The sequence below is a fragment of the Deinococcus roseus genome, assembly GCF_014646895.1.
Classification (GTDB): Bacteria; Deinococcota; Deinococci; order Deinococcales; family Deinococcaceae; genus Deinococcus_C; species Deinococcus_C roseus.
Genome location: NZ_BMOD01000008.1, coordinates 100,778 through 124,763 on the forward strand (window position 1 = coordinate 100,778; position 23,986 = coordinate 124,763).

The 23,986-nt window shown below is 56.6% G+C and carries 28 protein-coding genes, 1 tRNA gene and 1 other RNA gene; 17 read left to right on the forward strand and 13 right to left on the reverse strand.

From position 1 onward, the window contains the following. The first annotated feature begins 28 nt into the window (after nucleotides 1–28). Together IEY52_RS12375 and IEY52_RS12380 are read left to right on the forward strand one after the other, a co-directional pair. The gene (locus IEY52_RS12375) at nucleotides 29–496 is read left to right on the forward strand and encodes a putative pterin-binding protein (RefSeq protein ID WP_189003005.1); all 468 of its coding nucleotides are present in this window, start codon (nucleotides 29–31) and stop codon (nucleotides 494–496) included. Between the two features lie 2 nt (nucleotides 497–498). Beyond that, the gene (locus tag IEY52_RS12380; RefSeq protein ID WP_189003006.1) at nucleotides 499–1,779 is read left to right on the forward strand and encodes a sensor histidine kinase; all 1,281 of its coding nucleotides are present in this window, start codon (nucleotides 499–501) and stop codon (nucleotides 1,777–1,779) included. On the opposite strand, the gene rsfS is transcribed toward IEY52_RS12380, so the two are convergent. The 7 genes from rsfS to rplU all read right to left on the reverse strand — a co-directional run bounded on the left by rsfS (nucleotide 1,706) and on the right by rplU (nucleotide 7,130). Continuing rightward, nucleotides 1,706–2,041: a ribosome silencing factor gene (gene rsfS, locus IEY52_RS12385; protein ID WP_189003007.1), complete on the reverse strand. Its 336-nt coding sequence runs from the start codon at nucleotides 2,039–2,041 to the stop codon at nucleotides 1,706–1,708. The genes IEY52_RS12380 and rsfS overlap by 74 nt on opposite strands. A 15-nt stretch (nucleotides 2,042–2,056) precedes the next feature. Further along, nucleotides 2,057–3,307, reverse strand: coding sequence for an LCP family protein (locus tag IEY52_RS12390; RefSeq protein WP_189003008.1), 1,251 nt, complete (start codon nucleotides 3,305–3,307; stop codon nucleotides 2,057–2,059). A 54-nt stretch (nucleotides 3,308–3,361) separates the two neighbouring features. After that, nucleotides 3,362–3,913, reverse strand: a complete 552-nt coding sequence (gene yqeK / locus IEY52_RS12395; protein ID WP_229684766.1) for a bis(5'-nucleosyl)-tetraphosphatase (symmetrical) YqeK — start codon at nucleotides 3,911–3,913, stop codon at nucleotides 3,362–3,364. 113 nt (nucleotides 3,914–4,026) lie between these two features. Next, nucleotides 4,027–5,340 (reverse strand): GTPase ObgE, encoded by a 1,314-nt coding sequence (gene obgE / locus IEY52_RS12400; protein WP_189003010.1) that lies wholly within the window; start codon nucleotides 5,338–5,340, stop codon nucleotides 4,027–4,029. Nucleotides 5,341–5,343: 3 nt separating this feature from the next. Then, nucleotides 5,344–6,420 (reverse strand): sialidase family protein, encoded by a 1,077-nt coding sequence (locus IEY52_RS12405; protein ID WP_189003011.1) that lies wholly within the window; start codon nucleotides 6,418–6,420, stop codon nucleotides 5,344–5,346. Between the two features lie 127 nt (nucleotides 6,421–6,547). After that, nucleotides 6,548–6,817 (reverse strand): 50S ribosomal protein L27, encoded by a 270-nt coding sequence (gene rpmA / locus IEY52_RS12410; protein ID WP_189003012.1) that lies wholly within the window; start codon nucleotides 6,815–6,817, stop codon nucleotides 6,548–6,550. A 13-nt stretch (nucleotides 6,818–6,830) separates the two neighbouring features. Then, nucleotides 6,831–7,130 carry a 50S ribosomal protein L21 gene (rplU, locus tag IEY52_RS12415; protein ID WP_189003013.1) on the reverse strand — a complete coding sequence of 100 codons (300 nt, stop codon included), beginning with the start codon at nucleotides 7,128–7,130 and terminating at the stop codon, nucleotides 6,831–6,833. Nucleotides 7,131–7,265: 135 nt separating this feature from the next. Here rplU and IEY52_RS12420 point away from each other — a divergent pair, with 135 nt between their 5' ends. Together IEY52_RS12420 and IEY52_RS12425 are read left to right on the forward strand one after the other, a co-directional pair. After that, nucleotides 7,266–7,988: a hypothetical protein gene (locus IEY52_RS12420; protein ID WP_189003014.1), complete on the forward strand. Its 723-nt coding sequence runs from the start codon at nucleotides 7,266–7,268 to the stop codon at nucleotides 7,986–7,988. Further along, nucleotides 7,985–8,740, forward strand: coding sequence for a hypothetical protein (locus IEY52_RS12425; RefSeq protein WP_189003015.1), 756 nt, complete (start codon nucleotides 7,985–7,987; stop codon nucleotides 8,738–8,740). Before IEY52_RS12420 ends, IEY52_RS12425 begins: the two co-directional genes overlap by 4 nt. Before the next feature lie 172 nt (nucleotides 8,741–8,912). Here the strand turns inward: IEY52_RS12425 and gnd are convergent, their stop codons facing one another. Then, the gene (gene gnd, locus IEY52_RS12430; protein WP_189003016.1) at nucleotides 8,913–10,367 is read right to left on the reverse strand and encodes a decarboxylating NADP(+)-dependent phosphogluconate dehydrogenase; all 1,455 of its coding nucleotides are present in this window, start codon (nucleotides 10,365–10,367) and stop codon (nucleotides 8,913–8,915) included. 2 nt (nucleotides 10,368–10,369) lie between these two features. Then, nucleotides 10,370–11,788, reverse strand: a complete 1,419-nt coding sequence (locus tag IEY52_RS12435) for a gluconokinase (RefSeq protein WP_189003017.1) — start codon at nucleotides 11,786–11,788, stop codon at nucleotides 10,370–10,372. Nucleotides 11,789–12,089: 301 nt separating this feature from the next. On the opposite strand from IEY52_RS12435, the gene IEY52_RS12440 reads away from it, so the two are divergent. The 4 genes from IEY52_RS12440 to rpoZ are packed head-to-tail and all read left to right on the forward strand — an operon-like array spanning nucleotide 12,090 to nucleotide 14,257. After that, nucleotides 12,090–12,461: a GntR family transcriptional regulator gene (locus IEY52_RS12440; RefSeq protein WP_189003018.1), complete on the forward strand. Its 372-nt coding sequence runs from the start codon at nucleotides 12,090–12,092 to the stop codon at nucleotides 12,459–12,461. Then, nucleotides 12,458–13,183, forward strand: a complete 726-nt coding sequence (locus IEY52_RS12445; RefSeq protein WP_189003019.1) for an ABC transporter ATP-binding protein — start codon at nucleotides 12,458–12,460, stop codon at nucleotides 13,181–13,183. The genes IEY52_RS12440 and IEY52_RS12445 overlap by 4 nt, the downstream gene beginning before the upstream one ends. After that, nucleotides 13,180–13,929: a hypothetical protein gene (locus IEY52_RS12450; RefSeq protein WP_189003020.1), complete on the forward strand. Its 750-nt coding sequence runs from the start codon at nucleotides 13,180–13,182 to the stop codon at nucleotides 13,927–13,929. The genes IEY52_RS12445 and IEY52_RS12450 overlap by 4 nt, the downstream gene beginning before the upstream one ends. A gap of 34 nt (nucleotides 13,930–13,963) precedes the next feature. Continuing rightward, nucleotides 13,964–14,257, forward strand: coding sequence for a DNA-directed RNA polymerase subunit omega (gene rpoZ, locus IEY52_RS12455; protein ID WP_189003021.1), 294 nt, complete (start codon nucleotides 13,964–13,966; stop codon nucleotides 14,255–14,257). 69 nt (nucleotides 14,258–14,326) lie between these two features. Here the strand turns inward: rpoZ and IEY52_RS12460 are convergent, their stop codons facing one another. Both IEY52_RS12460 and IEY52_RS12465 read right to left on the reverse strand, forming a co-directional pair. Then, nucleotides 14,327–14,746 carry an NUDIX domain-containing protein gene (locus tag IEY52_RS12460; protein WP_189003022.1) on the reverse strand — a complete coding sequence of 140 codons (420 nt, stop codon included), beginning with the start codon at nucleotides 14,744–14,746 and terminating at the stop codon, nucleotides 14,327–14,329. After that, complete coding sequence (locus tag IEY52_RS12465; RefSeq protein ID WP_189003023.1) at nucleotides 14,743–15,567, reverse strand: lysozyme inhibitor LprI family protein; 825 nt, start codon at nucleotides 15,565–15,567, stop codon at nucleotides 14,743–14,745. Before IEY52_RS12465 ends, IEY52_RS12460 begins: the two co-directional genes overlap by 4 nt. Nucleotides 15,568–15,657: 90 nt before the next feature. Between IEY52_RS12465 and coaBC the strand changes: the two genes are divergently transcribed. The 8 genes from coaBC (at nucleotide 15,658) to IEY52_RS12505 (ending at nucleotide 22,800) form a co-directional block, all read left to right on the forward strand. Beyond that, nucleotides 15,658–16,854: a bifunctional phosphopantothenoylcysteine decarboxylase/phosphopantothenate--cysteine ligase CoaBC gene (gene coaBC, locus IEY52_RS12470; RefSeq protein WP_189003024.1), complete on the forward strand. Its 1,197-nt coding sequence runs from the start codon at nucleotides 15,658–15,660 to the stop codon at nucleotides 16,852–16,854. A 124-nt stretch (nucleotides 16,855–16,978) separates the two neighbouring features. Further along, complete coding sequence (gene argR / locus IEY52_RS12475) at nucleotides 16,979–17,443, forward strand: arginine repressor (RefSeq protein WP_034344550.1); 465 nt, start codon at nucleotides 16,979–16,981, stop codon at nucleotides 17,441–17,443. A 186-nt stretch (nucleotides 17,444–17,629) separates the two neighbouring features. Continuing rightward, entirely contained in the window at nucleotides 17,630–18,265 is a 636-nt protein-coding gene (locus IEY52_RS12480) for a MarC family protein (RefSeq protein WP_189003025.1), read from the forward strand. Between the two features lie 186 nt (nucleotides 18,266–18,451). After that, nucleotides 18,452–18,979 carry an HNH endonuclease gene (locus tag IEY52_RS12485; RefSeq protein WP_189003026.1) on the forward strand — a complete coding sequence of 176 codons (528 nt, stop codon included), beginning with the start codon at nucleotides 18,452–18,454 and terminating at the stop codon, nucleotides 18,977–18,979. Nucleotides 18,980–19,141: 162 nt separating this feature from the next. Continuing rightward, nucleotides 19,142–19,537, forward strand: coding sequence for an ester cyclase (locus IEY52_RS12490; protein ID WP_189003027.1), 396 nt, complete (start codon nucleotides 19,142–19,144; stop codon nucleotides 19,535–19,537). A gap of 63 nt (nucleotides 19,538–19,600) precedes the next feature. Further along, nucleotides 19,601–21,391, forward strand: coding sequence for a menaquinone biosynthesis decarboxylase (locus tag IEY52_RS12495; RefSeq protein ID WP_189003028.1), 1,791 nt, complete (start codon nucleotides 19,601–19,603; stop codon nucleotides 21,389–21,391). Between the two features lie 377 nt (nucleotides 21,392–21,768). Then, nucleotides 21,769–21,990 (forward strand): hypothetical protein, encoded by a 222-nt coding sequence (locus tag IEY52_RS12500; RefSeq protein WP_189003029.1) that lies wholly within the window; start codon nucleotides 21,769–21,771, stop codon nucleotides 21,988–21,990. 144 nt (nucleotides 21,991–22,134) lie between these two features. Beyond that, on the forward strand, nucleotides 22,135–22,800 hold the full coding sequence (locus tag IEY52_RS12505; protein ID WP_189003030.1) for an SOS response-associated peptidase: 666 nt from the start codon (nucleotides 22,135–22,137) through the stop codon (nucleotides 22,798–22,800). Nucleotides 22,801–22,885: 85 nt separating this feature from the next. On the opposite strand, the gene IEY52_RS12510 is transcribed toward IEY52_RS12505, so the two are convergent. Further along, nucleotides 22,886–22,962 (reverse strand) — tRNA-Pro (locus IEY52_RS12510). Between the two features lie 83 nt (nucleotides 22,963–23,045). Next, complete coding sequence (locus IEY52_RS12515) at nucleotides 23,046–23,315, reverse strand: hypothetical protein (protein WP_189003031.1); 270 nt, start codon at nucleotides 23,313–23,315, stop codon at nucleotides 23,046–23,048. A 297-nt stretch (nucleotides 23,316–23,612) separates the two neighbouring features. Here IEY52_RS12515 and ffs point away from each other — a divergent pair. Further along, nucleotides 23,613–23,711: signal recognition particle sRNA small type (gene ffs, locus IEY52_RS12520), an RNA gene on the forward strand. Nucleotides 23,712–23,986: the final 275 nt, after the last annotated feature.

The following is a 23,986-nucleotide window of genomic DNA, read 5'->3' on the forward strand; positions in this document are numbered from 1 at the left end:
CTGCACGCTGCTCCTGTTGACAGGATGCATGCGGCCTGAAGTGTATCAGGAAGTGCACCCGGCGCAAAACATGCCAGCAGCAGGCAGTGATCCTGTGGTCCTGACCATCGAATCTTCCTCTGGAAAAACCACCCTCACCCAGCCCCAGCTGGAATCCTTGCGGGTCATTGAATACCGCACCAGCCGTCCAGACGATGCCAGTGTTCCCCACACCTACCAGGGCGTGATGGTGGCAGATTTGCTGGACCACCTCAGGCTCACCCCCAAAAAGCTTTACATGGTGGCCACCAACGATTACAGCACCTTCATCAATGCAGAAGATGTGCTGGATTACCCGGTGATGATTGCCTTCAAAGGAGATGGACGGCCCCTGACCATTGAAGACAAAGGACCCCTGCTGGTGGTCTTCCCCACCCATGCCTACGCTGAACGGTTCAACACCCTGGAATACGGCAGCAAATGGGTGTGGTTCCTGAAAAGCATCCGTGTGGAGTGAGGATGCTGCGGCACCGGTTCACCCCCTTCATCATGGCCCTGCTGGCTGCCGGACTGTCTTTTGTGCTGTTCACCCTGGCGTTTTTGCCTTCTTACGAAGCACTGACCCGCCAGAACCTGATCTGGAGCAACCACCACTACTACCAGCTGAACCAGCGCATCGCCTGCATCCTGATGCAGGTGGCCGACCGCCAGATCTGCAGCGCCACCTATGCAGAAAACCTGGAGCTGCTGAAAGACACCTTCAAGAACCTCACCAATGAGTTTCCACAGGTCAAAGAAGTGGAAACCTACGGGGAGGCCCGGCTGGACCACATCATTGAGAACCTGCAGGAGGCCATCAAAACCAACCCTGCAGACGTGAAACTGCTGGAGCTGGCTTACCGGGAATCCATGCAGCTTTCCATGCAATCCCGCGACCTGATTCAGGAGAACCGCCTGAGCGTGCTGTACACCCTCAGAACCCAGCAGTTCTGGCTGCGCATCCTGATCTCCATCACTTTCGGGCTGCTGGCGGCCATGATGACCCGCATCTGGGTGAATTACAACGGCGAGAAAGCCAAGGTGGAAGCCCAGAAACAGCTGCAGATGGAGCTGAACGCCATCACCTCCCACGAACTGCGCAAACCCCTGCAGCAACTGGTGCTGGCCACCAATTTGCTCAGCCGGGATTCCCTGACCGCAGACCAGCGCCGCACCCTGCTGGAACGGCTGGTCAACAGCACCCAGGAACTCACCGTGCTGACCGACCTCAGCCGCCTGGAAGACGTGTACGTCAACCTGGAACTCAAGTGGGAGCGCATCGACATCCGGGAACTGGTGCGGGAATTCTCCCACGAGGAACCCCGGGTGCAGTGCATCCTGCCCCTCACCCCGATTTTGCTGGATGTGGATGTGGTGCGCATCAAACAGGTGATCCGCAACCTGGTGGACAACGCCCTCAAGTACGCCCCGTCGCACACCAACGTGGACATCGGGGTGTACGCCATGGGCAAGGAGGTCACCATCAGTGTGCGGGATTACGGCCCGGGCATTCCCGAAGAAGAACAGAAAAAAGTGATGGAGCCTTTCTACCGCCTGAAACGCAATGGCGGCAAGAAAGGCTGGGGACTGGGTCTGGCAGTGGTGAAACGCTTTGTGGAAGCCCACGGAGGCCACCTGAAGATCCAGACCCCGGATGGGGGCGGAACCCAGGTGGATGTGGTTTTACCTAAACTGCAACGTGCCGGGCATCAGACCAAAGACCTTCCAGGTCATAATAATCACGAGCCTCTTTCGTCATGACGTGCACGATCACGGTGCCAAAGTTGATCAGGATCCAGCGGTCACTGGGGCCTTCAATGCCCACCGCCTGAATGCCGTGTTCCTTGGTGGCTTCACGGATGCTGTTTTGCACAGCGTTGATCTGCAGTCCAGCACTGGCAGTGCAGATGATGAAGTAATCCAGGGTGCTGCTGACATCCTGCAAATCCAGCACCACCACATCTTCGGCACGTTTGTCTTGGGCGGCATCCACAATCAGTTTGATCAGGGCATTGTCTTGCATGTTTCTCCTTGAAATTTATGGGGATTCGGGGAGGGCAGCCAGGGCTGCATACTTGTCGTTGGCATCCTGGCCCAGAAAGACCACCACTTCGCCGTATTCCACAGGCAGGCGCAGGGTCTGGATTCTGGGCAGGTTGAGGCGGGTGGACACCTGTTCGGCATCGCCCACCTGGTTGCGGGTGGCCACGGAGCTCTGTTCGGAGCTGGCCGTCTGTTCATCCACCCGTGAAATTTGATACCCCTGCTCTGAGAGGTAACGGGAGAGTTTCTGGCCCAGGTTCGTTCCGCTGCCATCCACAATGCGGACAGGCGATTCGGGCAGGGCATTCTGGGTTTCGGGCACTGCGGGGGCATTCATGGCTTCCAGGGTTTCGCGGTCCACCGCAAGGTTGCTGGACCCAGGAATTTCATTGGTGGGCAGGGTGGCCATCTGCAGACGGTAGCTCTTCAGGAAAGGCACCATCGCATCAATCAGGGCAGGGTCAGCATTGGTGATCACCCCAGTGTTGAACTGGGTGAGGATGCCAGGAAGAGCAGAAAGCCCCTGCGAACTGCGCAACTTGTCCAGCAGCTGGGCAATGGCAAGTTTCTGGCGGTCAATGCGGCCATAATCGTCCCCCCAGCCCGGAGCCTTGCGCATGCGCAGAAAAGCCACAGCGTCTTTGCCTTCAAGGTGGTGGGGGCCAGCGGTCAGGTGCAGGTGCAAATCTGCAGCCCGGTCATCGAAAGCCACGTCTGCAGGAGCGATCACGTCCAGGCCATTCAGCCGGTCAATCACATCGGCCACGAAGTCCAGACGGACAATGGCGTAGTAATCGATGCGCTGCCCGATCAGGGTTTCCACATCGCCCAGCAGCTGCTCAGGACCCCCAATTTTGAAGGAGGAATTGACCTTGCGGTAGGTTCCCTCCGCCTGGGTGTCACGGGGAATGTTGAGGATCTGCACATTGGTTCCCTTGAAGGTGGCCAGCATGATGGTGTCGGTGTGCATGCCATCAATCACCTTGTTGCGGTCCACGGCTTCTTCCGGGGTGCACTTGCGGGCCGGAGCCGTGGGGGTGGCCCAGGCGCAGTAAGAGGCCTCCAGACCGGCCAGCAGAACGGTGAAACTGGGCGCTTGCCCACTGGCCGTCACCAGACCTGCCCGCTTTCCGGTGATGCCCTGGGCGCTCATCAGGGCGAAACCCAGCAGGCCACTGGCCGCCAGCATCAGGCTGGTCAGTTGCACCGTGCGCCAGATGCGCCGCTGCTGGTTCCAGCGGGTCATGGCTGCTCCTTGTTGTGTGCCGTCGTCAAAAGCTGTTCACCTGCCACCTGAAGATCATGAAATGTTGAGACTGTTGAACACCTGCATGGTTCGAGGATGCACCTGAATGCCCCGACCCTGCAAATAACGCACCTTGCTGCCAATGGCCAGATCCAGCGCACCCTGCAAATCGTGGAAAGCCATCTCACGGATGTGGTGGTTCACGTTGCGCCCAGGCTCACTGACATCTGCAATGTACACCACCTTGCTGATGGGGCGGTCCGGACTGGGCCCGGTGGTGTGTTCCTCCACAGCCCACAACACCTCCTCGTTGGTGTACCCCCAGTACTCCAGCAGCGCCCTTCCTGCCCGACCATGCAAGGCCAGCGGATGGGCTGCGTCAATGGGGCACTCAGGCGGAGCCAGTTTGAGCAAATCCATGCTGCTGACATCGCGGGCAATGTCGTGCAACAAACCCGCTTCGTAAGCCAGGGCTTCATCGAAACCATTGGCACGGGCCATCTGGCAGGCGAGTTCAGCCACCCGCAACACATGCTCGAACCTGCGGGGTTTCACCATCAGTTGTACGCGTCTGGCCCAGACTTCAAGGTGTGGAGGGATCATCATGATGCGCTCAGCTGTTTCATTATAGGAGTTTGGGACTGAAAGCCTAGCGTGAATCATACATACCCCTGTAGGGGCGCAGCGTGCTGCGCCCTCAAGGCCAGTGCTTCTGCTGATCAGTTGTCGTCCTCAAAGTACTCAAACTTCATGATGCCAATTTCCACGGTGTCGCCCTGTTTGGCTCCAGCGCGCTTGAGGGCATTGAAGAGGCCTTCCCGTTTGAAGTAGGCCTGCAGGTACTCGGCTGCATCGTCGAGGTAACGGGAAAAGCGGGACAGGCGTTCTGCAAAGCCCCCTCCCAGCACCTCCCAGACGATTTCGATTTCCTGGTCGTACTGGTCGTCTCCGGGGATGATGTCCTCGTGGCGTTCGATCCTGAGCGGTTCGATGCGCACCACTTCGGGTTCTTCTTCCAGGGCGTGGGTTTCGCGCCACAGTTCGCGGGAGGGCAGCAGGTCAAAGAGGGTTTCTTTGAGGCGGTCCAGTCCGATTTCTTCCAGCGCACTGATTTTCAGGATGGGGAGGCCAAACTCCTGCAGTTCTTCCTCGATCATCTCCTGCTCGTCTTCTTCCAGCAGGTCAATCTTGTTCAACACGATGCAGGCAGCAGCGTCCAGCAAACTGGGATCGTAGCTGCGCAGTTCACTCTGCAGGCTGTCCAGGTTGCCCACCGGGTCCTGGTCTCCGGCCAGCACGTACACCAGCAGGCGCGTGCGGCTGATGTGGCGCAGGAATTCCAGGCCCAGTCCTTTCCCTTCAGAGGCCCCCTCAATGATGCCGGGGATGTCTGCCAGGGTGAAGCGCTGGTCTTCCTGGTCCTGGCGGGTCACCACGCCCAGAATGGGGCTGAGGGTGGTGAAAGGGTAATCTGCGATTTCTGGATTGGCGCGGGACAGCCTGGAGAGCAGGCTGGATTTCCCGGCGTTGGGGTAGCCCACCAGTCCCACATCGGCGATCAGGCGCAGTTCCAGGCGGATCTTGCGGTTTTCGCCTTTGGTGCCCAGCTCTGCAAAGCGGGGGGCCTGGCGGGTGGGGGTCACGAACACACTGTTGCCGCGTCCACCGGATCCACCTTTGGCCACCAGTTTGACCTGTCCGACCTCGGTGAGGTCTGCCAGCACCCGGCCCGTTTCCACATCGAAAGCCGTGGTGCCCACGGGAACTTCAATGACGAAGTCTTCGCCATCTTTGCCGTTCCTGAGGCGACCTTCGCCGTACCAGCCATTGCTGGCCTTGTATTTGCGTTTGCCGATCAAGGTGTCCAGGCTGCTGACGTTGTTCACAGCTTTCAGGAACACACTGCCGCCCTTGCCGCCGTGGCCGCCATCGGGGCCACCTTTGGGCATGTATTTGGCCCGGTGGAAGCTCATGGAGCCGTCGCCACCGTTGCCTGCAATCACTTCAATTTCGAGAACATCCCGAAAAGCCACACTTCACCTCTTGATTTCCTGCCATGACGCCCCACCGTCCGATGTGATCCACAGAGCGGTGTCCAGCAGGGCCATGCCGTTTTTGGGGTCTGCGAAGGAGATCTGTTTGAACCCTGCAGCATTTTCAAAGGGCACCACGATCTGGTGCCAGGTCTGTCCGGCGGTGGAGGTCATGTAAAGCTTGCCTCCCAGCCAGGTGAATCCGTTTTTGGCGTCTGTGAAGACCACCTGTGTCAGTTGGGGTTGAGATCTGGGGTTGAGTTTTTCTCCTCTGACCCAGCTCTTTCCGCCATCCTGCGACAGGAAGGTGACCAGATAACTGGGCTGTTCGGGGGTGCTGAACACACCTGCCATCAGCACCACATCCCCTTTAGCATACGGGATTTCCAGACGGGAGAAGCTTTTTCGCTCGGTGGCATTCAAAGGCAACAGGGAATTTGCCGCAGAAAAAGACTTGCCTCCGTTGTTGCTCCTGAAGAAATAGGGCTTCTCTGTGGGGGTGTATCCGCCCGTCACCAGCACGTTTTTGTCGGTCAGAAACACTGCATCTGTGAAACAGCAGATGTCTGGGAGGGTGCCGCCTTGCAGTTCTGGCATCTGGAAATAGCTGTTCTGGCTGCTGTTGACCTTTTGCCAGGTGATGCCACCATTGCTGGTCTTCAGCAGAATGAACGCCTGGTGGCTCATGCCTGCATCCATCCCAATCAGCCCGATGCCGTTTTGAGGATCCCGGAATTTCACCCAGGCCCCCTGCCCCACATCGGCCATCTTCATCTGGGTCCAGTTCTGTCCGGCATCCTGGGTGAAGGCCAGCAAAACCTTGCCATCCAGTTGCGCCGTCACCCAGGCCCGGTTCTCGTCCAGTGCGAAACCCTGCAGGGCCTGCACTTTCTCTGTGAACGCTGGTGTCACCTGATTCCAGCTGCGGGCCCGGTCCTGCGAGAGGTACACCCCGCCCCGCGTGAATCCCCAGATGGTGTTTTCAGAGACCATGCGGGCACCGTTGAAGTCCTGGGCCTGGGCCAGTGAAGCGGCCAGAATAAAGGTCACAAAAAGCCTCTGCTTGATTTGACTCTGCATGACTTGACTCTGCATGACTTGACTCTGCATGACTTGAGTGTCAGGGTTTTGCAGATGAGTCACATGACAAACATGAGGGCACAAAAATGAGGGCCAGGGTTGCCCTGGCCCTCACCCGAATTCGGGATCAATCTGCTGCGGCGACCTGGGCCTGCACGCTGATGAAGCGGCCTTTGGTGCCTTTGTCAGCAAAGGTCACCACGCCGTCCAGCAGAGCGAACAGGGTGTGGTCGCGGCCCATGCCCACGCCGCTTCCGGCCTGGAACTTGGTTCCGCGTTGACGGACCAGGATGTTGCCAGCCAGCACCACTTCGCCGCCAAACTTCTTGACGCCGAGGTATTTGGGGTTGCTGTCACGACCGTTTTTAGAGGAACCTACACCTTTTTTGTGTGCCATGGCCTGTTACCTCTTACCCGAGCGCCGTGATTTTCAGCGTGGTGAACTGCTGACGGTGACCGTTACGGCGACGGTATTGAATGCCGCTCTTGTACTTGCGGACATAGATTTTCTTGCTCAGACCGTGAGCGACCACTTCAGCCTTCACGAGCTTGCCTTGAACGCCTTCACCCACCAGGGTGTTTTCGCCTTGCAGGAGCAGCACAGGCAGTTCAACGGTGGCGCCGGCGTCTGCTTTCACGCGCTCAACGCGGATCACATCCCCTTCACTCACGCGGTACTGCTTGCCGCCGCTTTGGACAATTGCAAACATTTTTTGTGCCTCCCAGAACACCCCTTTTCAAAAAGGGGACTCAAGCCCCCATGCTAGCACAAGTCTCCCCTCAAACTCAAGACCCCCAAAACTGCGCACAGGCCCGACAAAAGCATGTGTTAGACTGGTTCCAGCATGCTCCTGAGAACCCCTCTTCCACAGCGATTGGCTCTGATGGGGCTTTTCTGGATTGGGTGGTTTGTTCTGGTACTCATTGACCCCCAGATCCCCTGGCGACACCTTCCCATCCTGCTCAGCGATGCCCTGGGAGCAGCGGCCCTCAACACGTTCTATCAGCAGGCCCCACGGGCCCTCAAAACGCCTTTTCTGGGCCTGAGCTGGGGTGTTCTGCTGGTCACCATCGGCGACCTGATGCTGCTGCCTGGCAAACAGTACCTGCACCTGACCGGAGCGCTGGATCCCAGCAGCGATTATGTGTTCCTGCTGGCCACCATCAGCATCATGATGGGCAGTTTCAGCCTGCCTTACATCATGGAGCAGCAGGGGCTGTACCCCAACGGGCGTTTTGCCCTCCTGATCGGCATTGCAGCCATCTGCAGTTCCATCACGGTGTACATTTACACCACCTACTTCAACAGCATGCCCCTGCTGAGCATCCTGATTCACGCCATCATCATGCTGGTTTTTGTGCTGTACCTGCTGCAAAGTTTCCTGATTGGCGGAGGACGCATCGGCAAACAGGTGCAGGTGATCAGCATTGCCCTGGCCCTGGTCAATGTCGGACGCATCATCGCCATTGTGTGGACCTGGTCCCCCATCACCCACACCATCTACGAGGTGATCTGGCTGACCGGCATGAGCATCCTGATCTATTTCTCACCCAGGAAGTCGGGATGAAATTCACCCCCGAGGTGCAAAATCGGGTGCTGTCCCAGCTTCCCAGGCACCAGCCCCTGGGTGTGGAGATGACCGCAGAGCAGCTTTTTCAGGAGTTGCTCCCCCTCATTGAAGACCACAAAATGACCGCTGTGCTGGGCACCCACAATCAGGAGGCTTTTTTCCTGTTCCTGCAAGGAGAGCTGCTGGTGGCCCTCTGGAACCAGAAAGACGCGGTCAGTGCCCTGGAAATGCTGTACCAGGCTCCAGACCTGGGTTTTGTGGGTTACCAGATTCCGCCAGAAAGCGCACGGGCCATTCTGGCCCTCACCCATGGCAGCGCCCGTTCCAGACCCGAGCAGAACTGGACAAAGTTGCACCTGAGCCTGTACCAGGAGGTCTTCACCGGCTGTGTGCTGCAAGAAGCCCATCCTTTGCATGTCTGCCTGTGGGTGGATGGGGACGCCCTGCTGCCTCCTGAACACCCTGATGAGGGCACCTATCATGTGCTGGAGGTCCCCCATCCGCTGCCCCCCAACATCATGACGGCCTTCAGAACCTACCAGCAACAGCGCCGCAATGCAGAACTGCACAGCCTGTGGTTTCGCCTGGAGGTGATCCTGCGGGAATTCGTGGGACGGGGTGCCCCTTCTGCCCTGCAACACCTCAAGCAGATGCACCGCAACGAAAGCCCGGATGCCTTGCGGATCAGCCTCAGGCAATGGATTCAGGACACCCTGGATCAGGATGCCTTGACCATGTTTGATGCGTGAGGGCCTACGGCCTGCCGAGGGCAGAAGACCAAATCAATATTCTGAATCAAAAGAAAAAGGGCGCAGCGTGCTGCGCCCCTACAAAGTTGGATTGTACAAGAAGACCTTTAGGGCCTGATCATGCCTTCAGCTCTCAGCCCTCGGCCCCCGGCTCTCGGCAGGCCGCTGGCCCTTAAACGTTGTAAGTGCTGCTCGCCGTGGTGCCACCACGACCCGTCCAGTTGGTGTGGAAGAATTCGCCACGGGGTCTGTCCAGACGCTCGTAGGTGTGGGCACCGAAGTAGTCGCGCTGGGCCTGGATGATGTTGGCAGACACGATTTCGGAGCGGTAACCATCGAAGTAGGAGATGGCGCTGCTGAACGCGGGAACCCACACCCCAGACAGGATGGCCTGGGCCACCACTTCACGCCAGGGCTGCTGGTAGTTCTGGATGATGTTGGCGAAGTACTCATCCAGGAGCAGGTTGGCCAGTTCGGGGTTCTTGTCGAAGGCTTCTTTGATGTTCTCCAGGAACTGGGCACGGATGATGCAGCCGCCACGCCACATCAGGGCGATTGAGCCGTAGTTCAGGGTCCAGCCCTGCTCTTTGGCGGTGAGGCGCATCAGCTGGTAACCCTGGGCGTAGGAGCAGATCTTGCTGGCGAACAGAGCCTTGCGCACCTTCTCGATGAATTCTGCTTTGTCGCCCTGAAAGGCGTCCTGGGGACCGGTGAAAAGTTTGCTGGCCTGCACGCGCTCGTTCTTGAGGGCGGAGATGCAGCGGGCAAACACAGCTTCAGCGATGGTGCTGCTGGGGCTGCCCACGTCCAGGGCGTACACGGAGGTCCATTTTCCGGTGCCTTTCTGGCCTGCACTGTCCAGGATCACATCCACGAGGTCCTTGCCGGTTTCCTCGTCTTTTTTGGTGAGGATGTCTGCGGTGATCTCGATCAGGAAGCTGTCGAGTTCCCCGGTGTTCCACTCGGAGAAAATCTGGGCAATTTCAGCGTTGGAAAGTCCAGCCACGCCGCGCAGGATGCTGTAGGCTTCTGCGATCATCTGCATGTCGCCGTACTCGATGCCGTTGTGCACCATCTTCACAAAGTGGCCTGCGCCGTTTTCGCCGACCCAGTCACAGCAGGGGCTGCCGTCAGAGACTTTGGCAGAGATGCCCTGGAAAATGGGTTTGACGTGCTCCCAGGCTGCGCTGTTGCCGCCGGGCATGATGGAGGGGCCTTTGAGTGCACCTTCTTCACCACCGGAAACCCCGGTGCCGATGAACAGGATGCCTTTCTCTTTGAGGTAGGCGGTGCGGCGGTCAGAGTCGGCAGGGTGGCTGTTGCCACCATCGATGATGATGTCTCCCTCTTCCAGGTAAGGCAGCAGGGATTCGATGGAGGCGTCCACTGCGCTGCCTGCTTTGATCATCAGCATGACCTTGCGGGGGCGCTTGAGGCTGTCTGCCAGTTCTTGCAGGGAGTAAACCCCCACGATGCTTTCGCCTTTGGCACGGCCTTCAATAAAAGCTTTGACCTTGTCGGTGCTGCGGTTGTAGGCGGTGACAGTGAAGCCCTTGGAGGCCATGTTGAGGATCAGGTTTTCGCCCATCACGGCGAGACCCATCACGGCAATATCAGATTGACCCATGTTTACAACTCCTTCCAGATGCTGGTGAATAAACCCCTCCAGTGTTCCCTGGTGGCCCTGAGCAGAGCGGCTTCCTCAGGCTGGGGGGCAAAACCTAAAGCATATTGTACTTTGTACGTTAACTCACCGAGACGGTTGTCTAATGCGTGCCGTGTCACCATTGCTGCCCCCAGTGCAGAAGCGTCCACACTGCTGGCCACCACCAGATCCCGGTTCAGCACGTTGCTGAGCACCTGCATCCACAGTGGGCTTCTGGTGATGTTCCCGGTCACCAGCACACGGGTGGTTCCGGCAGAAACCAGATCGTGCACCTCTGCCAGCGAGAAACACACTGCTTCCAGAGCAGCCCTGGCAATGTGCCCTCTGGTGTGCTGCAAGGCCAGACCATGCAACGTGGCGGTCAGGTCAGATTTCCAGTGTGGGCTGCGTTCCCCGGTCAGGTAGGGCAGCAGCAGCAAGCCTTCAGAGTCTGGCACCTCTGCAGCCTCTTTGAACAGCACCTCGAAGGTGTCAGCTGGAAAACACATGCGCCTGACCCAGTCGATCAGCAAACCCGCATTGTTGATGGCCCCTCCTGCAAACATCTGGTTTCTGGAGAGGAAATAACACCAGGTGCGGCCTCTGGCATCCAGTTGTGGGCTGGTCACCATGCTGCGCACAGCTCCACTGGTTCCCACGGTGATCACCGTGTCCTGCACGCCTGCTCCGGTGCCCAGATTGGCCAGTCCTCCATCGCTGCTGCCTGCGAAAACAGGCATTCCCGCTTTCAGACCTGTGTGGGTGGCTGCGTCCGGGGTAATGTTGCCCAGCAGGTCGGTGGCATCCAGCACTTCTGGCAGCAGGGACTTCACCTGCAGGGCTTTGACAATGTCTTCGTCCCAATGGCCTGTGTGAAGGTTTAAAAGCCCTGAGCTGCTGGCCAGTCCGATGTCTGCTTTCCAGACTCCGGTCAGTTGAAACGCGATGTAATCCTTGATGCTGACCAGTTGGTGGGCCTGGGCAAACAAAGCAGGCTGTTTTTTTTGCAGGTAAGTGATTTTGGCTGGATGGTAAGGGGTTTTTAAAGGCGCACCGGTTTTCAGGTAGGTGGCACGCGCCTCCAGAGGAATGTCTGCCAGGGTGTCCAGAGGCCGGGTGTCCGCCCAGGTCAGGGCTGGAGCCAGGGGTTTGTTCTGCCCATCCACCAGCAGCAAACTGTGCATGGCCCCGCTGAAAGACAGTCCATCTGCATTCACAGCTTTCAGGTCCAGCAGGGCTTCTTGCACGGCTTTCCAGATCACCTCTGCATTCTGGGTGGCCTCTCCGGGTTCGGTTTTGATCAGGGGGTAGCTGCGGTAGGTGCTTCTTAAAGGGTTGCCTTCAGCGTCAATCAGCACCGCTTTGCATCCGGTGGTGCCCAGGTCCAGTCCAATGGCGTTCATGTTGTTTTTCAATATAGCTTCTGGGGATGTGGGACATGCATTTGCTTTGCCAAGGGCCGAGAGCCGAGAGCCGAGAGCCGAGAGCCGAGAGCATTGTGCAAACCTTTTGTCATGCTGTTCAGAAAAATGGACACCTGTGTCCATAAAGCGAAGGCTTATGCTCTACAGAACCGCCCTTGACCCTGTGCCCTCGGCCCTCGGAATCTTCTCTCATCAAGCCTCACATTTCACGTCCAGGAGCACAACCGTTGACAGTGTACTACTTAAATAGTACACTAGGGTATATCTCAGGAGGATGCCAGTGCATGACCCCAATTTCGATCAGACCCGCCCCATCTACCTGCAACTCATGGAGGACATCATGAGCCGGGCTGTGCGCGGCGAACTCAAACCCGGAGACAAGATCCCCAGTGCCCGCGACTTTGCCCAGGAAAAACTGGTGAATCCCAACACCGTGGTGCGGGCTTACCAGGAACTCGAGCGCGTGGGCTTCATCCAGACCCGCCGCGGTCTGGGCAGCTTCATCACCGAAGACTACAGCCGCATTCAGGAAGCCCGCGAAGACCTCGCTTCCCAGGCCATTGAGCGCCTGCTGCAGGAACTCCGCAAACTGGGCATGGACAACCAGGCCATTGAAAACCTTGTGCAGAAAAAATTGGAGACCAGCGCATGATTTTACAGACCCAGAACCTGGGCAAACGTTTTTTTGGAAATGTGGCCCTGGAAGACCTCACCTTTACCGCCAACCCTGGAGAATTCATTGGTCTGCTGGGCGTAAACGGCAGCGGCAAAAGCACCCTTATCAAGATGGCCGAAGGATTGGTCAAACCCACCTCTGGCAGCATCAAAGTGCTGGGAGAAGCCCCCGGAGCCAGCACCCGCCGTCAGGTGGCCTACCTCCCAGAAATTGACCACCTGTACATGAGCTGGAATGCCCGGTACGCCTTTGACTTCATGAAGGGCTTTTTCCCCATGAACGAGCAGCGTTTCAAAGACGTGCTGGAATTCCTCAGCGTCAGTGAAACCGCACGTCTGGGCACCCTCTCCAAGGGGAACCGCACCCGTGTGCGTCTGGCCCTGACCCTGGCCCGAGATGCCAAACTCTACCTGCTGGACGAACCCCTCAGCGGCATTGACCCCCTCACCCGCGAACAGATCCTGCACACCCTGATCCGCGAATTCCGCGCAGACGACGCAGACTCCACCATGATCCTCGCCACCCACCAGATTGCAGAAGCCGAGAGCCTCTTTGACCGGGTGCTGGTGCTGGACGGAGGCCGGGTGCTGCTGGAAGGCACCGCAGAAGACATTCGCAACGCCAGGGGCGTGAGCATAGACCGGGCCGTCAAACAGGACGCCATGCTGGCCGAAAGCCGCCGCCGGGGAGGGAAATGATGCAGTTCTGGATGCTGTTCCGCAAAGAAGTCGAGCAAAACTACCAGTGGGTGATCGGAGCCGCTGCCATCGTGCTGCTGGTCAGTCTGGTGCTGCAATTCCAGATCAAGGACAGCGAGGCCCGCATTGCCCTCAGTGCCGTGCTGCTCAGCCTGCCCTTTTTAGACGGCCTGATGAAAGGCTTCTACCAGATCCGCAATGAATACGCCCGCAACACCCATTATTTCCTGCGTTCCCTGCCCACTTCTGGACTGCACATTCTGGCCAGCAAGTACCTGTGGCTCGCCATTGAAGTGACCATCCTGACTTTGATGGTGATGGTGCCCATTGCTTTCTTTATTCTGAATTCCCACACCGGAGCGTTTCAGCAGCTCGTTCAGGCCATCCAGGACATCCTGAGGCAAAACCACCTGTTTGACCTTCTGAAATTCGTGTTTGCCATCGTGCTGGCTGTGCTCCCCCTTCCGGTGCTGGCTTACGTCAGTCAACTGGTGGGACAGCGGGTGGGCAAGGTGGAATGGCTGGTCAGTGGCATCACCTACCTGGGGATCCTCTGGCTGCAGGGTACCATTTACAATGCCCTGGGCCTGTTTGACCGCAGCACCGACATTGGAATGTTTGGAATGGGGATCAATGCCAGCAATGATATCGTCACCCTGGACCCCCAGTTTGTGATTTTCCAGCTGACCCTCTCTGCCCTGCTGCTGCTGGTTTCCGGCTGGCTGTTTGACCAGCAGGACCTCTGAGCCTATACTGATGTATTGCCTTTAGGAGGACACCATGGCAGAACCCAACATCGATAAAATGCTCGCCCTGACCAACAGCAAGTACAGCCTGTCTGTGGTGGTCGCCAAGCGCGCCCTGCAACTGAAAGCAGGCACCCCCAGCGCCCTCCCTGTGGACCAGCGGGCCAAGATCCGCAACCTGGTGACCGTCGCCATGCGCGAACTCGCCAGCGGCAAACTGCAGGTTGGTGAAAACCTCATCGACGAGGAGAAGCTGGCCCAGGACCTGCAACGCACCAAACAGGCCCTGTTACAGGCCCAGACCGTTCACGCTTTAGAGCGGGACTGATCCCAAAGCAAAGGGCGCAGCACGCTGCACCCCTACAAAATCTTCCTCTCAATGCAGAGGAGGATTTTTTTATGTCTGTGAGGGCAGCTTTTCCATCACCAGCTTTGTGATGGCCTCGTCTGGCCCTCCCTCTTCACAGCGGGTCAGCATCTCCTGTGGGATCACCACATCCAGCCCTGCGCCTTCCAGAACAGTCAGGGCAGCAGGATCTCCAGAGAAAGCATGGCCGAACACGTGGATGGTGTACATCATGTGCTGGGTTTCGCCTGTACAGCACCCCCAGAGTTCTACATCTTCAGACTGCAGGTGCAAATCCAGTTCTTCCCGGATTTCCCGCAGAATGGCCTGCAGTGGGGTTTCGCCTGCTTCCAGACCGCCTCCAAAGTAACCCCACAGGGGTGGTTTGTAGCCCCTGCGGTCCTGCACAATGATGTGTTTTCCGTCTGGCAGGTGCAGCACCAGCACAGCATTGTTCTTGAGGGTCTTCATTTGGAAAAAGCTTTGTAGCCTTTTGGAATGGCGTAATTGAATTTTTCCTGTCCCAGGTTGATCCTGACCCATTTCTGGTTTTGCAGCCCTTTTAAAGACACGCTGGAAGACACCAGGGCGTGGTAAGGCTGGCCCAGCTTGAGGTCCAGTCCGGTGTTGCCTCCGGGTTCATCCCTCCAGATGCCGTCCTGCATGGTGTAGATTTTGCCGTTGTCCAGATCGAAAGCGATGCCCACGATGTTCTTGCGGTCCTGGGTCATGTACTTGCGCACATTCACTGTCCAGCCAGACTGCATGTGGTCAGACGCCACCCCGATGTACAGAGAAACCTCCTGCTTCCTGGCAATTTGTGGGGTGTTGACCTCGACTTCAAAGTAATATTTGCCCTTGCTGTACTGCTGCGAACTGTAGAATTCGTAGTCGTCTGCGCTGTAGTTTTCAGCGATCAGGTCCTGTCTGGGGTTGTAGGTTTTCAGTTCCTCAATGCGGGCATCGGTGAAGCGCACCACACAGACCGTCTGGTAGGGGTCTTTGAGGATCTTCTGGAACCACTTTTCCCGGTTGGTTTCCTTGCTGTCCAGCTTGCAGGACTGGTCGCGGGTTTTCAGCCACTGGCGCTGTTCAGAGCGCAGGGTGTTCTGCTGGGCAGTGCTGAGGGTTTTCAGGAGTTTCTGGTATTCGCTGTTGATCAGGGCGTCTGAAGAGCGCAATTCAGAGGCCAGACAGGTCTTCCAGGCTGCGTCACTGGAGGAAGCTTCGCAGGACGCGGCAAATGCAGAACCGAGGGCACCAAAGGCCAGCAGTGCAAACAGGGGTTTCATGCTGTCATTCTGAACTTCTGCTCTGGATCCTGTGGTGTTTTCTGACACGCAGGTGAAGTACACCATTCTGGAAAGTGGTACTTTGGCGGTATGCATCGAGTTCTGGTGATGGTCTGCGCATCGGTGGCCGCCATGAAAGCCCCTTTTGTCCTCAGGCGCATCCGGGAGGCGGGTTTTGAAACCCGTGTGATCGCCACCGCGCACGCCCTGAATTTCACAACCCCTCTGGCGTTAAGCAGCGCTTCTGGAAACCCTGTGTACACCAATGAAAGCTGGTTCAGTGCACAGGCCGGAGCGCAACACCTGGAACTGGCCCACTGGGCGGATGCTGTGGTGATCGTGGCGGCCAGTGCAGATTTCATGGCCTGTGCAGCACTGGGCCTGGGTTCCGATCTGGGCCAAGCCACCCTGCTTTCGGTGCGGGGTCCGGTGTTGTGGGCACCTGCCATGAATCCTGCCATGTGGGAGCATCCTGCCACAGCAGCACACAGGCAAACCCTGCAAAGCTGGGGGCACCAGTTTCTGGGACCGACTTCTGGAAAACTGGGCACAAAAGGCGAGGGGGAAGGCATGGGCCGCATGCTGGAACCCGAGGAGATCGCAGAGCAGGTGAAGCGCGTCTTTGCCCCGAAAGACATGTCTGGCAAAAAGGTGCTGATCAGCGCTGGCCCGACCCGTGAGTACCTCGATCCTGTGCGCTTCATCTCCAATCCCTCCAGCGGCAAGATGGGTTTTGCCGTGGCAGAGGAAGCGCTTTCCAGAGGGGCAGAAGTGGTGATTGTCTCAGGTCCAGTGTCCATTGCTGCGCCCGCAGGTGCAAAAGTGGTGCCCGTGGAGTCTGCTTTGCAGATGAAAGACGCCATGGAACAGCATTTTGAGTGGTCCGATGTGGTGGTGATGACCGCAGCAGTGGCCGATTACCGCGCAGCAGACCTCAAAACCGAGAAGCAGGCCAAAGTCAGTGAACACATCAGCATCGAACTGGTGCCCAACCCGGACATCCTGGCAGCTCTGGGAGCAAGAAAAGGCCAGAGGGTGCTGGTCGGATTTGCCATGGAAACCCATGCAGGGGTGGAGCGGGCCGCAGGCAAGGCCCAGCGCAAAAATGCCGATTTCATCTGCCTGAATTACCCCACCCGGGAAGGCACCGCTTTCGGTGGAGACGACAATCAGGTGACTTTTGTGTTTCCAGACGGCTCCCATGAAGATCTCCCGCGCATGAGCAAACGGGAGGTGGCCCGCCACCTGCTGGATGAGGCCCGCAAACGCATGCAGGATTCTGAATAAACCCCGGAAGTGCAAGAGCAAAATCTGGCTGCTTTTCGAGGCTGTTGCGCGATTGAATAAAAGAACTGCATAAAAATACCCTTTTCTAAACCGTATATACTGTTGCATAATTACAGGTATCCTTATGGCACTCACCAAAGAACAACGTCAACGGCGCATTCAGGAAATCATCTCCCGGGAAGCCATCTCCACCCAGGCCGAACTGGTCAAACGCCTCAACGATGAAGGCATGAACGTCACGCAGGCCACCATTTCCCGCGACATCAACGAACTCAGGCTGGTGCGCCTGCCCATTGGCAAAAGCAAGCACCGCTACGCCCTCGCCCATGTCGCCAACGAAAGCGACGTGATGGATGAACTTGCCAAACTGTTCCGCTCTTTTGTGCGGGACATGGACCGCGGCGAGAACATCATCGTGATCAAAACCGCAGAAGGACACGCCAACGGGGTGGCTTATTTGATCGACAAACTCACCCGCGATGACATCATCGGCACCCTGGCCGGACAGGACACCATCATGCTGGTGGCCCGCACCGTCAAGGACGGGGAAAACCTGCTGGAAGAACTGAGCGCATTGCTGGTTTCGTGATCCCCCTGCTTGTTTGAAGTGTTGTGTTGGAATTTCTCTCGTCCTACACCAATCCCCCTTCGTTAAGGGACAGCCTTGAAGCGTTAGCGAAAGACAGGGGGATCTGGCCTCAGAAACCCCAACACAACATGCCCCAAAACACCCAGTGACATTTTCCCCCGAGCAAATTGGATACAATGTCTGCTGATGGATCTGTTTGCCCTTGCCACCCAGACTTTTTTGACCATGGTCGTTGTGATGGACCCGATTGGTCTGGCTCCGGTGTTCATTGGTCTGGCAGGCAGCAGGCCTTCTTTTGAACGCAGAAAAATTGCCCTGAAGGCCACTGCAGTGGCAGCAGTGATCATCCTGCTGTTTGCTTTTTTTGGACAGGCTTTGCTGGACCATCTGGGCATCAGCATCTTCTCCTTCAAGATTGCAGGGGGCATTTTGCTGTTCCTGATTGCACTGGACATGGTGTTTGCCCGCCCCAGTGGAGCCAGGGAAACCGAAGAGGAAGAACGAGAAGCCCAGAGCAGACAGGACCCCAGCGTGTTTCCGCTGGCCATTCCCCTGATTGCAGGACCGGGAACCCTGGCCAGCATCATGATTCTGGCCACCAAAACCTCCAGACACATTGTGGAACTGCTGGTGGTCATTGGGGTGACCGTGGTGGTGCTGGCCCTGTGTTACCTGGCCCTCAGGCTTTCTGGGCAGATCGCCAAAGTGATTGGCCTGACCGGGGTGCATGTGGTCACCCGTGTGCTGGGGGTCTTGCTGGGCGCTCTGGCGGTGCAATATGTGGCCGATGGGGTGTGGGGCATCATTCAACTGAACTCCTGAGTTTCAATCCATAAATATCAGTTAAGTTTGCATGAGGACCGCTGTTTCCTGGGTTCAAACAAAATTTCACTGCTGAATACAGCAGATTTTTCACCCCTCAAAGAGCGAATTTAAGCCATAACGCTCATCAAAATACGCTGCCCGGACAACAGACAAATCACCAAAAAACGCTAAACTGGATATGGTATGGATGCGACTCAGCAGGTTCTATTGAACCTCAACAAACCCCGAGTGCTGGTGCTCAACGCCAGCTATGAGCCGATGCACATTGTGTCGATCAAACGGGCGATCACGCTGATCATGCATGAGGTCGCAGAAGTTCTGGAAGACAGCCAGGACTTCATCCACTCCCCCAGCACCATCATGCCTGTGCCGAGCGTGATCCGCCTCAGAAAATTCATCCGGCGTCCGAGAGTGCAAGTTGTTCCCTTCTCGCGGCGCAATGTACTGCGCCGCGATTTTTTTACCTGCCAGTACTGCGGTTCCACCCTGGAACTCACCATCGACCACGTGATGCCCCGTTCCCGCGGAGGACGCCACGCCTGGGACAACGTGGTGACGGCCTGCCGGGAGTGCAACCAGAAAAAAGGGAACAAGACCCCCCAGGAAGCAAACATGCCCCTGCACCATGTGCCCAAGGCCCCCAAGTTCAATGTCCTCACCATGGGACAGGACCATGTGGCCCAGGAAGCCTGGAGCAAGTACCTGTTTTGAAAGAGCGGTCAGCCGTCAGCGATCAGCCGTCGGGCCTCACTGAAGCTGCACTTCTGAACAAGACAGCAGTGAAGACAAAAACCACTTTTGACCCGGATGCTCCGTCCGGGTTTTGACGTTTTTATCACGCACCCAGAGCCATACTGACGCTGGAGGGTGAAGATGACCGACAACAAGAGCATCATTCAGAACATTTTTGCGGGCTGGAACAACCACAACATCGAAGAGGCCAGCCAGTACATTTCAGAGCAGTGCAACAGCGGAGGACTTACCGGCTTCAGACAGCAACTCGGGGCACTGCTGCAGGCCATGCCTGACCTGCACGTCACCATCGAGGACATTCTGGGAGAGGAAAACAAAGTTGCCACCCGCATCACCATGCGGGGCACCCACCTGGGGCCTTTTCTGGGCTTTGCCCCCAGTGGAAAACCCCTCACCATCAAGGCCAACCACGTGTACACCCTGCAAGACGGACTGGTGACCGAAAGATATGGCCAGATGGACCGTCTGGAGGTCATCGGGCAGATGGGACTCAAGATGGTGCCTGCAGACACATGAAGACCCATGGCTTCTGAAAGGGCAGGGACATTTTTTCACTGTACCAGAGGGTAGACTGTGCCTATGGCTTTCAATGACCTGCAATCGTTCATCGCCCTGCTGGAAAGCAAAGGCCAGCTGATCCGTGTGAAACGGGAAGTGGACCGGAACCTGGAAATCACCGAAATCGCAGACCGTCTGGTGAAAAAAGACGGTCCTGCAGTGCTGTTTGAGAACGTGAAAGGCAGCCCTTTCCCGCTGGCCATCGGCCTGATGGGAACCCGCGAGCGCATGGCCTGGGCGCTGGGGGCAAATTCGCTGGATGAGGTGGCAGACCGCATCAAAAAACTGCTGGATGTGAAAATGGGTGGGGGTTTGCTGGGCATGGCCTCCAACCTGGGGAAACTCAAAGATCTGGCCAGTTTGCCTCCAAAAAAGGTCAGAAACGCCCCTGTGCAGGAGGTCATCTGGCGTGGGGATGAGGTGGACCTCTCCAAGATCCCGGTTTTGCACTGCTGGCCGGACGATGGCGGGCCTTTCGTGACCTTTCCTCTGGTGATCACCAAAGACCCCATTTCGGGCGAGTACAACATGGGCATGTACCGCATGCAGGTGATGGGCAAAAACACCACAGGCATGCACTGGCAACGCCACAAGACCGGAGCACGGCACCTGGAAAGTGCAGCAAAACTTGGAAAACGGCTGGAGGTGGCTGTGGCCCTTGGAGGAGATCCTGCCCTGATTTATGCTGCAACTGCTCCTCTGCCCCCGGTTCCTGGCCTGAACGAATATTCCCTGACGGGTTTTTTGCGCGGCCAGAACCAGCCTGTGGTGAAAGGCATCACTGTGGATCTGGACGTTCCAGCCAACGCAGAATTCATTCTGGAAGGTTACGTTGACCCTGCAGAAGCGTGGATTGATGAGGGGCCTTTCGGGGATCATACGGGGTTTTACACGCCAGTGGACAAATACCCGCTGTTCCACGTCACGGCCATCACCATGCGCAAAAATCCCATTTATCCAGCCACCATCGTGGGCAGACCCATCATGGAAGATGCCTACCTGATCGAGGCTTCAGAACGCATCTTTCTGACTGCAGCTCAACTGATCGTGCCAGAGATCAAGGACTACAACATGCCTCCTGCTGGTGTGGCCCACAACCTGGTCTTTGTGGCCATGAAAAAAACCTATCCAGGTCAGGCCTACAAGGTTGCAAACGGTCTTTTTGGACTGGGGCAGATGATGTTCGCCAAGGTGATCGTGGTGCTGGATGAAGACGTGCCGGTCACAGACTTTGACCGGGTCTGGCGTGAGGTGGCTTTAAAATCCGTTCCAGGCCCCCACACCCTGCACGGACGCGGCCCCATTGATGTGCTGGACCACAGTTCCAGACAGTGGTCTTATGGTGGCAAACTGATTCTGGACGCCACCACCAAACACCCGGAAGAAAAAGTGCAGGATGACTTCAAACCATTGCCCGTCAAAGACCTCCCTGTGCTGGAAGGCATGCTGGACCAGTGGCAAACCCCGGACGGCTACTGGGTGGTGAAAGTCCACAAAACCAGAGCCCACCAGGGCCGTGAACTGGGTGAAGCCCTGATCCAGCACACGGCAGCCTCAGGCATCCGCCATGTGCTGCTGGTGGATGAGCAAACCGATGTGCGAGACCTGCAAGACGTTTGGTGGACCATCCTCAACAACATTGACCCTGAACGCGATGTCAAAGTTCTGAGTGGAAAGATGTTCTGGGACGGCACCCCCAAACGGGAAGACGAGGGTTTTCACCGGGTGTGGCCCCAGAAAATCACCATGACCGCAGAAGTGAAAAAGCATGTCTCAGCGCACTGGAAGGACTATGGTTTGCCTGAACTGTAAAACTGGTCCTGGGTAGAGTTGATGAATAATGCATAACCTGCTATAATGCTTTACATCAGTCGGCGAAAGCCGACTTTTTCTTTTGGGTTCTGGGCTGCAGTGGATCGAGGGCAGATGCGATCAGAGGTTTCCTTTGCGAGACAGGAATCCATTCCCATTCACAACACCGCTTTTTTTCAAATCAAAATCAAATTATCTGACATAAATCATCTGCCTTCATATGGAAATCATCAGCATCCGCACATCAAATTCATGGGATTTCCTTGAGCAAAGTGAGCAAAATAAATCAGGATTTCTGACATTGTGGGTGGTTCATCCGGTGCATAATGGCACCAATCTCAAACGGATGCCGAGTCCGGAAAAAGGAGACCATTCACATGAGTGAACCCAATTACAAACCCGAGCATCACCATGACACTGACAAGCACATCAAACAAGACAAAAATGCCCAGGGCGATACGGGCAAAGTCCACAAAGACCACCGTGGTGGTGGTGAAGGTGGATCCACCGGAGGCAATGTCGGACCCAACACCGGTATGGGTGGTGGGCAAGGCACCAATGGTGGTGTAGGCACCAACGGCAGCCGCAGAGAAGGCTGACCTCCAGCCTTCAGAATCAAAGTTTCAACTTCCCCCAGAAATCATGCAGAGACCGCCCCGTAAAAAGGGTGGTTTTCTGTGGTCTGCCCTTTGAAGTTGTGTCATTTTAGGCTGCTTTTGCAATCTGATTTCGCTGCAAGCATAATGCAATCATGCCCCCTGGAGGAAACGGTGTGGATTGCAGGCAACCGTGAACCCGAGTTCATCTGGAAGATCCCCCTTCCAGATGGTTTTCTCCCTGGTCTGGATGTGTTTCCAGGGAATGCCTACCCTGTGATTCGCAAAAATCCGCTGCATCCAGAACAACTCGAAGCCGTGTTGATGCGCTGGGGATTGGTTCCCCACTGGTCCACCACCCTGGAAGACATCGAAAAATATGGCTCGAAAACCTTCAATGCCAGGGCCGAGACCGCCCAGGAACTCCCCACCTTTCGGGACAGTTTTCAGCGCAGGCGTTGCCTGATCCAGATTGCTGCCTTTTATGAATGGCGCAAAATCGATAAATTCAAAGAGAAACACCAGATCGTCAGCAGCTCTGGTGGTCCCCTGATTCTGGCTGGACTGTGGGACCGGGCTTTCATTGAAGCAGAACCGCTGGACTCCTTCACGGTGCTCACCTGCCCGGCCAATGCACTGCTCGACGACATTCACCAGCGCATGCCCGTGATTCTGGGCCAGAAAGCCGCCAGGGAATGGCTGGACGGCAAAACCGACCTCCATGACCTGCTCAGACCCTGCCCTTCCCACTGGCTGGAAATCCTGCCTGCAAATGAGCAGAACAACATGGGACTGGATCTGGGTGAGGGGTGATTCGCCATAAGGACAGGTGCAAAACAAAAAGAAGCAGCTTTCGCTGCTTCTTTTTGTTTGAGTGTCTGGTCCACTCGATCCATTCTGGTCGAGGCGGCGAGATTTGAACTCACGACCCCTACCACCCCAAGGTAGTGCGCTACCAGGCTGCGCTACGCCTCGACACGTTGCCCAGATGGGCAGAAAGAATATTACTTGAAAAGTCTGGAACTTGCAAGCCCCTCTGAAAGCTTAGGCTGGATGGCTCACTGCGGGTGCTCAAAATTCCAGTGAAGTGGCAGTGCTGCATCGCACACAGAACAATAAAATTCCTGGTTTTTGACCACATTGATGGTCTGGCATTCTGGGCAAAGCCTGAAATCAAATGCATAGACGGTGCAGCCTGTCAAATCCAATTTCAGGTTTTCCAGCAAGGTCAAACCCACCTGCAGGCAAGCAGGCTCTGGACAGAAGCGTGTGCTCAGGTTGCTGAGTCCCAGCACTTGCACCTGATTTTTGAACCATTGCAGAGTCATTTCTCCTGCCGCCAGCACAGGGCCTCCCTGAGTGCAGGCCACATGCTCGGTTTGCCTTTCAGCAATTTTAAGTTCCCTGTCTCGGGAAACAATGTAAGTGGCTGTGCATGGTTCACTGGCAGAGGTCTTTTTTTGCAGCCAGCAGAGCAGACTTGCAACAGAAACCACTCGCAACAGGTCTGCAGGAATGGAGAGCGACAACAGGTTTCTGGGACCCACATAAGAATATAGTTTTTCCATGAACACCATCCTATAAATTTGCCTGCCACACCAGAGTGTGTTACTATACCTGTCGCATTGCTGGCGCAACGCAGCATTGGCTCTCGAACCAGGTCAGGACCGGAAGGTAGCAGCCTTAAGGGATGCCCAGTGGGTGCCGTTGCTCACCGGCAATGCTTTTTTATTTCTCCAAAAAACGTTGGTCTGTGGATCTAGACCTGTGAATGTTGCAGCAGAAGGCAGAAGGCAGCGCTCCAGTGCCGACGGTGCCGTCACCGAGGCACGCTTTAAGGAGCAAGCAGAAGGCAGAGCGCAACAGAAGCTCTGGCTGAAGCTTTTTAAGCCTTCTGCTTTCTGCCTTGCCTCTGACAACGTGCTCCCCAGGCGGCTGGGTCGCACTGAGGCGCTGCCCTCAGCCTTCTGCGCCAGAGCGCTTTGTGCTCTGGCCTTTA